Genomic DNA, 12,445 nt, shown 5'->3' on the forward strand with positions numbered 1-12,445 from the left:
TTAACAGGCCCTACTTAGGCAAGCCTACATCGGGGTCCTGAACGCACCGCCGCTGCTCGGCCGGAGAAAATCGCCCCGGACTAGACTCGATGCGGCGGCTCGTCACCCCGCCATCCGGAGGAATCACGCAGTCATGGCAACGGCGACCAATGTCGAAGCACACGCGACGGGAACGATCGAATGGCTCTCCGCTTCGACGACGAACATCGTCGTCCCGGTCTATCAGCGCCAGTACCGATGGGACATCGGCGGCTGCGAGAAGCTGCTCTCCGACATCCGGGCGGTGGCCGGTGAGGATGACGGTCACCGGCACTTCATCGGGTCGATCCTCTCGGGCCGGGATGCCGCCGCCGACGCCGCGGGAGCGACGGATGACGACCTGATCCTCATCGACGGTCAGCAGCGGATCACGACGATCATGCTGCTCATCGCCGCTCTGCACCACGCCGTCCGCGACAGCGACCCGGCCTTCGCCGCCGAGCTGCAGCGGGTGCTCGTGCGCGCCGACGATCCCGCGCGCACGAAGCTGCGCCCTCACGACGAGTGGGCCGGTCTCTACGAGTCGGTGGTGCTCGACCGACGCGATGACGCGGACCGCGAGTCGCGCTTCGACGACAACTACGCCTTCTTCCGCAGCCAGGTGCACGCCGACGAGGCCCCCGCCATCTGGCGCGGCCTGCAGCGTCTCGAGCACGTGTCGATCACGCTCGGACCCCAGGCCAGCGCTCAGCAGATCTTCGAGAGCCTGAACTCGACCGGGCGGCCGCTGCGCGATCACGAGCTGATCCACAACTACATCCTGATGGGCCTCTCGCACGCCGAGCAGCTGCGGATCGAGCGGGAGTTCTGGCTGCCGATCGAGCAGCACACCGGCGAGACGATTGGCGCCTTCTGGCGCCACTACCTCGTGATGACGACCGGGCGGGAGATCGACGCGGCGGGCGAGCACGGCGTGTACGCGGCGTTCCGCGGGTCGTTCCCCCGGCTCGATCTCGAGCACCTCCGCCACGATGCGGCCGTCTGGCGCGAATACGCCGAGATCTACGGCATCCTGCTCGATCCCTCTCGCGAGTCGGACACCGACCTCCGACTGCAGCTGGAGCTGTTGAACACGTTCGGACGCACCGCGTACCCGCTGGTGATGAGCGCCTACGCCGATCACCGCCGTGGCGTCATCCCGCGCGAGCAGCTCATCGACGTGCTGGAGTGGGTGCAGGCGCTGTTCCTGCGCCGCGCGATCGTCGGGCTTCCGGCCGACCGTCTCATCGCCCGGCTGTGCCGCGCGCGCAGCGAGGGTCACGACGCGCTGATGCGGGCCATCGGCCGCATCATGCCGTCCGACGAGCGGGTCAGCGCGGTGCTGAAGTACGGCGAACTCCCCCACCCCGCCTACGTGCTCGGACGGATCGAGGGCGTCGACGACCTGTCCGACTACGACGTGGAGACCATCGTCCCGCCTGTTCCCGCCACGACCTGGAGCGGCGACGGCATCCGCCCGTGGAACGAGTACAGCGAAGACGAGCAGAACGCGCACCGGGCGCTGACTCCGACGCTCGGCAACCTCACGCTGCTCGAGGACTCGCTCACCCTGCGCGTGTTCGGCGCGTCGTTCCCCGAGAAGCGCGATCTCGCCTACGCCCGCAGCGCCGTCTCTGCCACGAGGGAGCTGGCGGAGATCCCGGCGTGGAACACGGCGGCCATCGCCGCCCGCACGGTGCGGCTGACCGCGGAGCTGCTGCGGATCTGGCCCCGGCCGGATGCGGGTGAGATCGACGACGACGGGCTCACCCCCGTGCTCGATGCGGTGCGCCGGCGCGGCTGGCCCGCCGGATGGGATCGCGAGTTCGACTACTGCGAGTACCGCGGTGAGCACTGGGAGATCAAGGACGTCCGCGCGCTGTTCAACCGCATCTTCCGTCGCGCGTGGACCGACGACCGCGCCGCCGCGCTCTCGTACAGCGCGAAGCACGGCGGCCCGATCTACGGCGAGATGGCCTGGAAGGGCCAGTGGGATGAGCTCGACGAATCGCACTTCCTCTACATGGGCTGGGATTCGCACTACATGATGACGGCCCTGCAGGGCGTGCTGGAGGAGTGCGGCATCGCCGCCGAGGTGTTCGTGAAGTACTCGTACATAGGGAACGTGATGTGATGACCGCGACCATCACCGCCAGGACCACCGTGCGCCGCATGCAGGACCTCGCCGTCGAAGAGCACACCCTCACCCTCCCCCTGGTGTGGGGCGATGCGGCCGACACGCGCACGATCGACGTCTTCGCCGCCGTCGTCAGCCGTGACGGCGGCGAGGATCTGCCCTACCTGGTGTTCCTGCAGGGCGGTCCCGGACACGAGGCACCCCGGCCGTTCCACTCGCCGTCGGCTCCCTCGTGGCTGGATGCCGCTCTCGCCGAGCATCGTGTCGTGCTGCTCGATCAGCGCGGGACGGGGCGCTCGACGCCGGTCGGAGACGGGGATCTCGTGCGAGGCACGGAGGCGGTCGCCGAGCACCTCACGCACCTGCGGGCGGATGCCATCGTGCGCGACTGCGAGGCGTTCCGCGAGCATCTCGGCGCGGAGCGCTGGAATGTGCTCGGGCAGTCGTTCGGCGGGTTCACGACCCTCGCCTACCTTTCGACCGACGCGTCATCGCTCGAGCGGGTCTACATCACGGGCGGTCTGAGCACGCTCGATCGCTCCCCCGACGAGGTGTACGCGCTCTGCTACGACAAGATGCGCGACGCCTCCGAGCGGTACTACCGGCGCTTCCCCGAGCATCGCGACCGGATGCGCCGGCTCGCAGACCTCGCGCTCGCGGGCGCTCTCACGCTGCCCGACGGAGAGGTGGTCTCGCTGTCGCGGCTGCGCTCGGCGGGCTCCGCTCTGGGCACGAACGACGGCTGGCAGTCGCTCTGGTCGCTGCTCGAGCTGGATCCCACCTCGAACGCCTTTCGCCACGACCTGGCCGCGGCGATGCCGTACGACGGGCGCAACCCCCTCTACTTCGTGTTCCACGAGTCGAGCTACGCGTCAGGCCACGCCAGCCGCTGGTCGGCGGAGCGCATGGAGCCGGCGGACTTCGCCGCCGATCCGACGCTCTTCACCGGCGAGCACATCCGCCGCGACTGGACGGAGACGGTGCCGGCGTTCCGCCCCTGGCGCGACGTCGCCCTCGCGCTGGCGGAGCACGAGTGGCCGCGGATCTACGACGCGGCCGCGGTGCAGGCATCCGGAGCCGTCGGCGCGGCCGCGGTCTACGTCGACGACGTGTACGTGCCGTACGAGTTCTCGATGGAGACCGCCCGTCTGCTTCCCGGGGTGCGCACCTGGGTGACGAGCGAGCACGAGCACAACGGCCTGCGCGCCGGCGACGTGCTTCCCCGCCTGATCGATCTCGCGCACGACCGCCGCGTGCGCTGAGCGGCGCTCAGATCGTCTCGTCGCGTTCGTCGTCGTCCACGGGGACGTCGACGCTCTGATCGATGACGTCTGCCGGGTCGGCGTCGAGCCCGTCTGGCAGGGGGTGGGTTGTGGTGCGCTCGGGATCGTGCGGCTCCTCGGCGACCTCGCGGCTCTGCTCCACGGCATCCGCCTCGGGGATCCCGATGCTCTCATCGTCGTGATGACCGCTCATGTCGTCCTCCTCCGCGATGATTCCCAGCGTGACCGCAGTCCCCTCCCGCGTCAAGGCCGTCGCGCCGATCCGGGCCCGCGCCTATGGTGATCGGGATGACGCCGCCTGATCGCTCCGCCTCCCCGCCGCGCATCCGCGTCGGGACATCCGGGTGGCGGTACAGCTCGTGGCGCGGTGACTTCTATCCCGAAGGCCTGGTGCAGCGTGCCGAGCTGGCGTACATCGGCGAGCACCTCTCCACAGTCGAGCTCAACGGCTCGTTCTACTCTCTGCAGCGCCCGAAGAGCTACCTGCGTTGGCGCGACGCAGTGCCCGATCACTTCACCTTCGCGGTCAAGGGGTCTCGATACATCTCGCACATGCTGCGCCTGCGCGACACCTCCACCGCGTTGGCGAACTTCTTCGCGTCGGGTGTTCTCGCGCTCGGCCCGACTCTCGGACCGATCCTCTGGCAGCTGCCGGAGCGGCAGAAGTTCGACCCTGTCGTCCTCGACGCCTTCCTCGCCGGGCTGCCGCGCAGCACAGCCGAGGCGAAAGCCCTCGGTGCGCAGCATGACGCGAGGATGCGCGATCGCACCTGGCTGGAGGATGTCGAAGATCGTCCGCTGCGCTACGCCCTCGAGCCGCGCTCGGCCACCTTCGACGATCCCCGGCTCCCGGAGATCCTGAATCGACACGGTGTCGCCCTCACGGTCGCGGACACGGCCAGCAGATGGCCCCGGTTCGAGCCCGGCGACGCGGACCTCGTCTATGTGCGGCTGCACGGCGCGTCAGAGCTGTACACGAGCGGGTACACGACCCGCGAGCTCCAGGACTGGGCGGAGCGGTGCCGCCGGTGGGCGTCGCAGGGCACGGGCCGCGACGTCTTCGTCTACTTCGACAACGACGTCCGCGGCCATGCGCCACACGACGCGGTCGCCCTCGCGCGTCTGGTCGGCGACGGTCCAGGCGACGGTTGACCCGCTCAGCGGCGCGAGCGACGCAGCCGGCGTGCGAGCCGCTCGTCTGCCACATCGTTCTCGGCGGTCTTGTCGAGGCGCATGGTGTCGCGCAGCGGCACCTGCAGGTCGCGCTCGGCAGGCACCCCACGACGCAGCTCGCGCACGCGCTCGAGTTCGGCGTCGAACAGCGCACCGACGAGCAGGGCGATGTTGCCGATCCACAGCCACAGCAGGAAGATCACGACTCCCGCGAACGATCCGTACATCCGGTCGTAGTCGGCGAGGTTGCTGACGTAGAACCCGAAGCCGACGGATGCCGCGGCGAAGGCGGCGATCGCGACCAGCGCCCCTACACTCATCAGGCGGAAGCGCGGGTGGTCGACGTTCGGCGCGAAGTAGTACAGGATCGCAACGATCAGGCACACGACCAGGGCGACGGCGGGCCAGCGCGCGATGCGCCAGATCGTCAGTGCGACCTCGCCCGCGCCCAACGATCGTCCGAGCGCCTGCGCCAGAGGCCAGCTGAGAGCCGCCAGGGCGCAGGCGATCGTGACGAGCACGAACACGGCCAGCGTGACGAGCAGATGCGCGGGCTTCGCCTTCCAGAACATCCGTCCCTCGGGCACGCCGTAGATGCGGTTCATCGCGCGGCCGAGCGCGGTGACGTACCGGGCGACCGACCACAGCGCGAACACGAGCGCCAGCAGGATCACCCACCCGGCGCCGGCTGTCGATGCGAGCTGCTCCAGAGGTTGCCGCAGCGCCTGCACGATGTCTTTCGGAGCGACCTCGCGCAGCAGGTCGAGCACGGCCTCGGTCGCACCGCGCTTCTCACCGAACACGCCGATGACCGAGAACGCCGCGATCAGGGCGGGGAACATCGCGAGGATCGCGTAGAACGTCAGCCCGGCCGCGGCATCCGGACAATAGGTGCGGAAGAACCCTCGCGCGACACGCCGCACGATGAGCGCCGTCGCCTCCCGACGCTCACCGTCGTCGTGCACATCGGCGTCCCGCGCATCTGTGGCCATGGGTTCAGGATGCCGCGTCCGGGCGGATGGAGCACCGGCCTTGCATCCTGTCCGAGCGCGATGCTACCTCGGCCCGCCCGCCGGTCAACCCCGTTGCCCGCTCGTCTCGCCTCGGCCACCGTGGAAGCCGGAAAGGAGCTGAGATGTCGAACATCCACGAGCAGCCCGATGAGGAACCCACGACCGAGGAGCTCGACGAGCCGAGCACCGAGAAGGAGCCGGGCGAGGAGCCCAAGGTCGAGCATCCGGATGACCCCGAGCCCGACCACGAAGCGGTCGGCATCGGCGTCATCGGCGGTCCGCAGAGCGACACCGCCGATCCGGGTGGCACCGCCGATCGGGGATCCGCGCCGGCGCCCGAGGACGATCAGGCCGGCTGACGCTCGATGCGCAGAGAGCTGCGGCCCGCCTCCCATGCGTGCAGGATGTGCTCCCCCGCCCGTCCGTCGACGGCGAGGCAGGCCGCGGCTCCGAACATGATGTCGTCGAGAAGCTCAGGTGAGTCCTCGGCCAGTGAGCCGGCCAGGTCGCGCGCCGCGATCTGCTCGTGCACCGCATCGGCCTCGACGTGCTCATCGTAGTACGCCGCGACGTCGTCACCGAAGCCGATCCGCCTCAGTCCCTCGGCGATCGCTCGACTCGGCAGCGACGAGGTCATCTCGAAGGCAGCCAGGTGACCCACCACGGCGCCCCGCAGTCGGCGGTTCAGAGCGAACATCGTCATCAGGTTGAATGAGGCGAAGGTGATCGCCGGCACGGCGTCGACGTAGGCGCCATAGGTGTCATCGAGGTCGGCGCCGCGCATCGCGTCGGCGAACATCACCTGGTGCATGCGTTCCACCCGTCCGCCTCCGTACTCGTCGGCCTGGATCTCGATCAGGGCCGCCTTGGCCCGGCCAGTGAGTCGAGGGATCGCCCACGAATGCGCATCCGCCTCGCGCAGCGTGTAGATGCTGCGCTGCATGAGCAGCTCGCGCGCCTGCTCGATGTCGGCCTTCCGGCTGACGAAGTGCGACAGACTCGGCCCAGGCTGCGGAGCCGCCAGGGCGAACAGTGCCGCAGCGACGGCCTCGCGGGTGGGCTCCGGCGGCTCGGGCAGCGGCACCGCGGCGCGCACGGCATCTTCGAATGCCCGCTCGAGAGCTGCGCGCGCGGTGAGCAGCGAGAGGTCCCACTCCCAGTGCGCGCCGAACTGTGGCAGCGACCCGTACGCCAGGGAGTACAGCAGGAACAGCGAGAGCTGCACGTCGTCATCGGTGATCGGGTCGTCGACGAGAACCGCATCCCTGGCCAGCTGCGGCAGGCTTTCTGCCTGCTCCGAGGCCTGCTCCGTGAGCACCTCGAGCAGGGCGGCGCTGAGCGGGCCACGCGGTGTGATGGCGACGGCTGTCGCATCGGAGGACAGGCTGAGTGTCATGGGGCTCCTTCGTCAGGCGAGGATCCGACCGGGTCCTCGGCGCGCGAGACACAACCCTAGGTCGGTGCGGACGCGCGATCACAGGCCTTGACACGGCATGCGGCCGACAGTCAAGTCCTTGCCGGCCGCAGCGTCCGGGCAGAAGACTCGGAGCTCACCGCGACGAGGAGATCACATGACCGCGAGGACCGACCCGCCGACGATCATTGCATGCACCGACGGCCCGCTGCTCGTGCGGGGAGACGTCGATCTGCAGTCGGCTGCGGGGAGACCGATCGAACGCCACCGTCGCACGATCGCGCTGTGCCGGTGCGGGCTGTCGTCGATCAAGCCGTTCTGCGATGGTGCGCACAAGACCTCCGGATTCCGTACCGATGACTGAGCGAGTGACGGCAGAGGAGTAGGGCGGGTCGGACTTGAACCGACGATCGTTGGGTTATGAGCCCACTGCCTTAACCAGCTTGGCCACCGCCCCGTAGACGACCAGCCTACCCTCCGGAGCGCCGGCTACCGCGTCTGCGCGGCCGCATGCGTGCGGGTGTGGTCGAGGTAGATCTCCGCGTTCGCGATGAGGCCGCGACGCTCGTCGTCGGTCAGCGGCCTGCGCACTTTAGCGGGCACGCCCGCCACGAGCGACCCCTCCGGCACCTGCGTTCCACCCAGCACGACAGCGCCGCCCGCGATCAGGCATCCGGCGCCGATCACCGCGCCGCTGAGCACGACGGCTCCCATGCCGACGAGCGAGCCGTCGCCGATCGTGCACCCGTGCACGACGGCGTTGTGACCGATCGACACGTCGACGCCGATGACGACGGGATGCTCGCGGTCGACGTGCACCGAGGCGTTGTCCTGCACATTGCTGCGCGCGCCGACGGCGATGGATGCCGAATCCGCACGCAGCACCGCGTTGTACCAGACGCTCGCGGCATCGCCCAGAGTGACATCGCCGACGATGCGCGCGCCGTCTGCGACGAAGGCCCCCGCGGCGATGCGGGGAACCTGCGTTCCGAGGGCGATGAGGGAGGCGTTCCCGGCGATGCTCATGAAGGTGAGACTACCCTCACTTCCGCGTGATTCCGGGGAAGATGGGGCCGGTAAGCGTTGCCTACGCTTGCTTGCGGAATGGTTCGCGCTGAGTAGCGTTGTACTCAGTAGACGTGCAAGCAGATACCTCGGAGGTTCACATGAGCAAGGCCCAGACCGTTCCCAGCATCGCTGCCGACCCGACCGTCGCCGCTGCCGCCGCACAGTTCCTCTCCCCCGTGGTGCACGGCCTGCAGGCCCTCACCGTCAACGGAAAGCAGGCTCACTGGCACGTCCGCGGGGCGAACTTCGTCGGCGTCCACGAGCTGCTCGACACGATCGTTGCGCACGCCGGAGACTTCGCCGACACGGCCGCGGAGCGCATCGTCGCCCTCGGCCTGCCCATCGACGCCCGGGTGCAGACCGTGGCCGAGCGGGCCGGCAGCACCGCCGTGCCGGCGGGCTTCGAGCAGTCGGATGAGCTCATCCGGGCCGTGATCAGCGACATCGACGCCATCCTCGTCGACGTGAAGGCCGCAGTCGACGGTCTCGACGAGGTCGACCTCACCAGCCAGGACGTGGCGATCGAGATCCAGCGCGGTCTCGAGAAGGACCGCTGGTTCCTCATCTCGCACATCGCGGCCTGACCTTTAGACAGGTGCAAGCGCACCGCCTGGACGCCCGACTCCCGACAACCGGGGGTCGGGCGTTCCGCCTCCCTCCATCAGGCCAGGTGAGTGAGACGCCCGCCGAGCAGGGTGGCGGTCACGGGCATCCGACGCAGTTGCTCGCGATCCGCACTGAGCGGGTCGCCGGCGCAGAGCACCAGGTCGGCGACGCCACCGATCTCGAGCTCCGTCTCGCCGTGATGACTGCTGGCCCGCAGCGCCGCCTCGATCGACACGCGCTCCTCGGGGTGCCACGGCTCGCGCTGGTCGCCGGTGCGGTGCACTGCCGCGGCGATCGTCAACCAGGGATCCAGCGGTGCGACGGGGGCATCCGACCCGAATCGGACAGGGACGCCTGCGGCCATCAGCGACGCCACGGGGTGACTGATCGCCCGCTGATGCTGCCACAGCGTGCCCACCAGGTCGCGGTCGTCGACCGCATGCTCGGGCTGAACGCTCGCGACGACACCCAGCCGCGCGAAGCGAGCGAGATCCGCATGCCGCACGAGCTGGGCGTGCTCGATCGTGCCCCGCGCCTGGGTGTAGGTGAAGGCGTCCAGAGCCGACGCCACCGCGCGGTCGCCGATGGCGTGCACCGCCACGTCGAGCCCCGCCCCCGTCGCGACCGTGAGATACCCGCGCACGGCGTCCGGGTCGATCGTGAACGTCCCGAAGTTGCTCGGATCATCTCCGTAAGCGTGCGAGCAGGCAGCGGTGCGCGTGCCGAGCGACCCGTCGGTGATGAGCTTGAGCGCGCCCACGCGCACCAGCCCGTCTGTGCCCGACAGCAGCTCTCCGGTGCGCAGTCCGTCGGCGACCGCCCGCTGGAGGTTCGCCGCGTAGAAGGCGAACTCCACCCGGTGCGCGTCGAATCCGGCATCCGACCTGCGCTGCCACGCAGCCGCGTTCCACGCCATGTCGAAGTCGACGATCCCCGTGATGCCGCGGGCGGCCGCCCGCCCCGCGGCGCGCAGCACCGCAGCATCCGCCATCGCGTCATCGGCGGTGTTCAGCCGCCGCGAGATCTCGAACGCGTCCTCTTCGCGCAGCATCCCGTCCGCGGTCGGGGCGAGGCCCTCGCGGCGGAAGGCGGCGGAGTTCAGCCAGACGCTGTGCACGTCCATGTTGACGGCGTACGCGGCCCGGTCGCCGCACGCCGCGTCGAGAGCCTCCAGCGACGGCTCGTCTGGCCACAGCGCGTCGCGCATGCCCGCGCCGATCACACGGTCGTCGGCCAACGGCACCGCGGATGCCATCATGCGAGCCGCCTCGGCGGCGCTGCGCGCCTCGCCGAGCTGCACCCGTTCGGCGTCCAGTGCCCACTGCACCGTGTGCACGTGGTGGTCCCAGAGCCCCGGGATCACCCGGCCGCCCTCGCCGTCGAGCACGACCCCACGGGCGGGAAGCACCCCGGTCGGGGCGATGTCGGCGATGCGGCCGCGCTCGATGAGCAGATCGACCGGATCGTCGCCGAACGGCACCCCGGCAGGTCCCGTGAGACGGACGGCGCGGACGACGTCGACCTGCTCGCCGGCCGCGGTCATGACTGACGCTCCCTGCGCAGCTCGTGCGCGCGGCGCATCTCGGCCGCGAGGTCGGCGTTCGCGTACGCGCCGCTGCCCTCCAGCGCGGCCAGAATCTCGTCCACCGTCTCGAGCGGCTTGTTCTGACTGAGCTTGCGCTTCGCGACGATCTTCGTCGGGGTCAGCCGAAAGCCGACGGTGCCCGCTGCCAGGCGCTGCACGAACGCCTCGTCGTTGGGCAGCGTCCACATGCCCCGCGGATCCGGCATCCGATTCTCGAAGACATCGACCATGCGCTCCAGCACCCGCAGATTCTCGGCATCGGAGAGGATCTCGGGTACACCGGTCAGATGCACCGAGACGAAGTTCCAGGTCGGGACCGAAGCGACGTCGCCGTACCATCCCGGTGAGATGTAGCCGTGCGGCCCCTGGAACGAGATGAGCAGCTCGCGGTCGCCTAGCCCGTGGATGAGGTCATCAGGACGCCCGACATGGCCGACCACGGTCAGGTCGTCACGGGTGTCGTCCAGCAGCACCACGTAGTGCGACGCGACCAGGCTGTCGTCCGCGGCGCTGACGATCGTCGCCCACGGATGGCGTTCGATGACCCGGCGCAGTTCGGCCGGGTCGGTCATGGCGAAGCTGGGGTTCTGGCGCACCCTGCAAGCCTATGACCGGCCCGGCCGAACGACATCTCACACCGGAGTCTTGACCACCGGGATCGACTGGGTCTTCCAGTCCTCGAACGCCTTGTCACCGGCCATGAACGCGTTGACCTCTTCGGGTGTCGCGGTGAGCTTCGGGTCGTTGTCGAGGTACTTCTTCGTCTCCCGCGCCACGAGGCCCGAGAGCAGCAGCAGACCGATGAGGTTCGGCAGCGCCATGAGGCCGTTCATCACGTCCGAGAAAGCCCACACCACGCCGAGCTGCACGGTGCATCCGATGAAGACGACCAGCGAGAAGACCACGCGGAACGGCATCACCGCCCGGCGCCCGATGAGACGCTCGATGCTGCGCTCGCCGTAGTACGACCAGCCGAGGATCGTGGAGCCGGCGAACAGCACGAGACCGATCGTGACGATGTAGTGGCCCCACTCGCCGGGCAGTCCGTGCGAGAAGGCCTCGCCGGTCATCACAGCGGGGTCGAACTGCTTGCCCGTCGCAGGGTCTGTCATGTTCCACACCCCGGTGGTGATGATCACCAGGCCGGTGCAGGTGACGACGATGATCGTGTCGATGAACGTCTGCGTCATCGACACGAGCCCCTGGCGCACGGGGTGACTGGTCTTGGCCGCGGCGGCCGCGATGGCGGCCGAGCCCATGCCCGACTCGTTCGAGAAGATGCCGCGCGCGACGCCGTACTGCACCGCGATGATGATCGCCGAACCCGCGAACCCGCCGACGGCGCTCGAGCCGGTGAACGCGTCGGTGAAGATCTGCGCGAAGGCCGCCGGCACGCCGCCGATGTTGGCGATGAGGATGTAGATGGCGCCCAGCACGTAGAAGATGATCATCACCGGCACGAGACCCGCGGTGACACGGCCGATCGACTTGATCCCGCCGACGAGGACCAGCATGGCGAACACCGTGAGCAGGATGCCGGTGACCCAGGTGGGCACGTTGAAGCTGTTCTCGAGGTTCGCCGAGATCGAGTTGCCCTGGGTCATGTTGCCGATGCCGAAGCAGGCGATGACCGCGGCGACGGCGAAGAAGATCGCGAGGAACTTGCCGAACCGGTTCGGAATGCCGCGCTCGAGGTAGTACTGCGGTCCGCCGTTCTTCTCGCCGGCGGAGTCGGTGGTGCGAAAGCGCACGCCGAGGAACGCCTCGGAGTACTTCGACGCCATGCCGAGCAGCCCGGTCACCCACATCCAGAACAGCGCGCCGGGGCCGCCGATGCCGATGGCGGTGGCGACGCCGACGATGTTGCCGGTGCCCACCGTGGCTGCGAGAGCCGTGGTCAGCGCTTGGAACTGCGAGATGTCACCGTCGGAACCGGGGTCCTTGCGGGTGAACAGGCCGAGGCGCAGCGCTGCGCCGAGGCGGATGAACTGCAGTCCACCCAGGCGGATGGTGAGGTAGAGGCCGGTGCCCAGCAGCAGCGGGATGAGGAGCCACGGCCCCCAGATCCATGAGCTGATGTTCTCGAGCACGCCCTGCAGCGCGGAAAGGTCCATGAGGTCTCCTGTCGTGCGACGTTGCGAACGGACT

The 12,445-nt window shown here is 69.1% G+C and carries 13 protein-coding genes and 1 tRNA gene; 6 read left to right on the forward strand and 8 right to left on the reverse strand.

What is annotated here, in order from left to right; all coding sequences use genetic code 11:
- Positions 1-133 precede the first annotated feature (133 nt).
- Complete coding sequence (locus ACWGSM_RS00715; protein WP_452321078.1) at positions 134-2,152, forward strand: DUF262 domain-containing protein; 2,019 nt, start codon at positions 134-136, stop codon at positions 2,150-2,152.
- Positions 2,152-3,417: an alpha/beta fold hydrolase gene (locus ACWGSM_RS00720; RefSeq protein WP_452321079.1), complete on the forward strand. Its 1,266-nt coding sequence runs from the start codon at positions 2,152-2,154 to the stop codon at positions 3,415-3,417. Before ACWGSM_RS00715 ends, ACWGSM_RS00720 begins: the two co-directional genes overlap by 1 nt.
- A 7-nt stretch (positions 3,418-3,424) precedes the next feature.
- On the opposite strand, the gene ACWGSM_RS00725 is transcribed toward ACWGSM_RS00720, so the two are convergent.
- Positions 3,425-3,631, reverse strand: coding sequence for a hypothetical protein (locus ACWGSM_RS00725; protein WP_452321080.1), 207 nt, complete (start codon positions 3,629-3,631; stop codon positions 3,425-3,427).
- 95 nt (positions 3,632-3,726) lie between these two features.
- Between ACWGSM_RS00725 and ACWGSM_RS00730 the strand changes: the two genes are divergently transcribed.
- The gene (locus ACWGSM_RS00730) at positions 3,727-4,590 is read left to right on the forward strand and encodes a DUF72 domain-containing protein (RefSeq protein ID WP_452321081.1); all 864 of its coding nucleotides are present in this window, start codon (positions 3,727-3,729) and stop codon (positions 4,588-4,590) included.
- Positions 4,591-4,595: 5 nt separating this feature from the next.
- Here the strand turns inward: ACWGSM_RS00730 and ACWGSM_RS00735 are convergent, their stop codons facing one another.
- Positions 4,596-5,603: a YihY/virulence factor BrkB family protein gene (locus ACWGSM_RS00735; RefSeq protein ID WP_452321082.1), complete on the reverse strand. Its 1,008-nt coding sequence runs from the start codon at positions 5,601-5,603 to the stop codon at positions 4,596-4,598.
- 143 nt (positions 5,604-5,746) lie between these two features.
- Between ACWGSM_RS00735 and ACWGSM_RS00740 the strand changes: the two genes are divergently transcribed.
- On the forward strand, positions 5,747-5,983 hold the full coding sequence (locus ACWGSM_RS00740) for a hypothetical protein (RefSeq protein ID WP_452321083.1): 237 nt from the start codon (positions 5,747-5,749) through the stop codon (positions 5,981-5,983).
- On the opposite strand, the gene ACWGSM_RS00745 is transcribed toward ACWGSM_RS00740, so the two are convergent.
- Positions 5,971-7,020, reverse strand: a complete 1,050-nt coding sequence (locus ACWGSM_RS00745; protein ID WP_452321084.1) for an iron-containing redox enzyme family protein — start codon at positions 7,018-7,020, stop codon at positions 5,971-5,973. The two genes, ACWGSM_RS00740 and ACWGSM_RS00745, sit on opposite strands and share 13 nt — an antisense overlap.
- Before the next feature lie 175 nt (positions 7,021-7,195).
- On the opposite strand from ACWGSM_RS00745, the gene ACWGSM_RS00750 reads away from it, so the two are divergent.
- A complete protein-coding gene (locus ACWGSM_RS00750) occupies positions 7,196-7,402 on the forward strand; it encodes a CDGSH iron-sulfur domain-containing protein (RefSeq protein ID WP_452321085.1) in 207 nt (68 codons plus the stop codon).
- A gap of 19 nt (positions 7,403-7,421) precedes the next feature.
- Here ACWGSM_RS00750 and ACWGSM_RS00755 read toward each other — a convergent pair.
- Both ACWGSM_RS00755 and ACWGSM_RS00760 read right to left on the reverse strand, forming a co-directional pair.
- Positions 7,422-7,495: transfer RNA gene (locus ACWGSM_RS00755), tRNA-Ile, on the reverse strand.
- Positions 7,496-7,527: 32 nt separating this feature from the next.
- A complete protein-coding gene (locus ACWGSM_RS00760; RefSeq protein ID WP_452321086.1) occupies positions 7,528-8,064 on the reverse strand; it encodes a gamma carbonic anhydrase family protein in 537 nt (178 codons plus the stop codon).
- A gap of 140 nt (positions 8,065-8,204) precedes the next feature.
- On the opposite strand from ACWGSM_RS00760, the gene ACWGSM_RS00765 reads away from it, so the two are divergent.
- Complete coding sequence (locus tag ACWGSM_RS00765) at positions 8,205-8,690, forward strand: Dps family protein (RefSeq protein ID WP_452321087.1); 486 nt, start codon at positions 8,205-8,207, stop codon at positions 8,688-8,690.
- A gap of 77 nt (positions 8,691-8,767) precedes the next feature.
- Here the strand turns inward: ACWGSM_RS00765 and ACWGSM_RS00770 are convergent, their stop codons facing one another.
- The 3 genes from ACWGSM_RS00770 to ACWGSM_RS00780 are packed head-to-tail and all read right to left on the reverse strand — an operon-like array spanning position 8,768 to position 12,411.
- Positions 8,768-10,255: an amidohydrolase gene (locus tag ACWGSM_RS00770; protein WP_452321088.1), complete on the reverse strand. Its 1,488-nt coding sequence runs from the start codon at positions 10,253-10,255 to the stop codon at positions 8,768-8,770.
- On the reverse strand, positions 10,252-10,893 hold the full coding sequence (locus ACWGSM_RS00775) for an FMN-binding negative transcriptional regulator (protein WP_452321089.1): 642 nt from the start codon (positions 10,891-10,893) through the stop codon (positions 10,252-10,254). The genes ACWGSM_RS00770 and ACWGSM_RS00775 overlap by 4 nt, the downstream gene beginning before the upstream one ends.
- A 36-nt stretch (positions 10,894-10,929) precedes the next feature.
- Positions 10,930-12,411, reverse strand: a complete 1,482-nt coding sequence (locus tag ACWGSM_RS00780) for an alanine/glycine:cation symporter family protein (RefSeq protein WP_452321090.1) — start codon at positions 12,409-12,411, stop codon at positions 10,930-10,932.
- Between the last annotated feature and the right edge of the window lie 34 nt (positions 12,412-12,445).

It is taken from the genome of Microbacterium sp. NPDC055521, from assembly GCF_053619695.1.

What these genes read in the sequence shown, in the direction of transcription:
- ACWGSM_RS00715 (WP_452321078.1), top strand. Translation starts at nt 134, where the DNA reads ATGGCAACGGCGACCAATGTCGAAGCACACGCGACGGGAACGATCGAA.
- ACWGSM_RS00720 (WP_452321079.1), top strand. Translation starts at nt 2,152, where the DNA reads ATGACCGCGACCATCACCGCCAGGACCACCGTGCGCCGCATGCAGGAC.
- ACWGSM_RS00725 (WP_452321080.1), bottom strand. Translation starts at nt 3,631, where the DNA reads ATGAGCGGTCATCACGACGATGAGAGCATCGGGATCCCCGAGGCGGAT.
- ACWGSM_RS00730 (WP_452321081.1), top strand. Translation starts at nt 3,727, where the DNA reads ATGACGCCGCCTGATCGCTCCGCCTCCCCGCCGCGCATCCGCGTCGGG.
- ACWGSM_RS00735 (WP_452321082.1), bottom strand. Translation starts at nt 5,603, where the DNA reads ATGGCCACAGATGCGCGGGACGCCGATGTGCACGACGACGGTGAGCGT.
- ACWGSM_RS00740 (WP_452321083.1), top strand. Translation starts at nt 5,747, where the DNA reads ATGTCGAACATCCACGAGCAGCCCGATGAGGAACCCACGACCGAGGAG.
- ACWGSM_RS00745 (WP_452321084.1), bottom strand. Translation starts at nt 7,020, where the DNA reads ATGACACTCAGCCTGTCCTCCGATGCGACAGCCGTCGCCATCACACCG.
- ACWGSM_RS00750 (WP_452321085.1), top strand. Translation starts at nt 7,196, where the DNA reads ATGACCGCGAGGACCGACCCGCCGACGATCATTGCATGCACCGACGGC.
- ACWGSM_RS00760 (WP_452321086.1), bottom strand. Translation starts at nt 8,064, where the DNA reads ATGAGCATCGCCGGGAACGCCTCCCTCATCGCCCTCGGAACGCAGGTT.
- ACWGSM_RS00765 (WP_452321087.1), top strand. Translation starts at nt 8,205, where the DNA reads ATGAGCAAGGCCCAGACCGTTCCCAGCATCGCTGCCGACCCGACCGTC.
- ACWGSM_RS00770 (WP_452321088.1), bottom strand. Translation starts at nt 10,255, where the DNA reads ATGACCGCGGCCGGCGAGCAGGTCGACGTCGTCCGCGCCGTCCGTCTC.
- ACWGSM_RS00780 (WP_452321090.1), bottom strand. Translation starts at nt 12,411, where the DNA reads ATGGACCTTTCCGCGCTGCAGGGCGTGCTCGAGAACATCAGCTCATGG.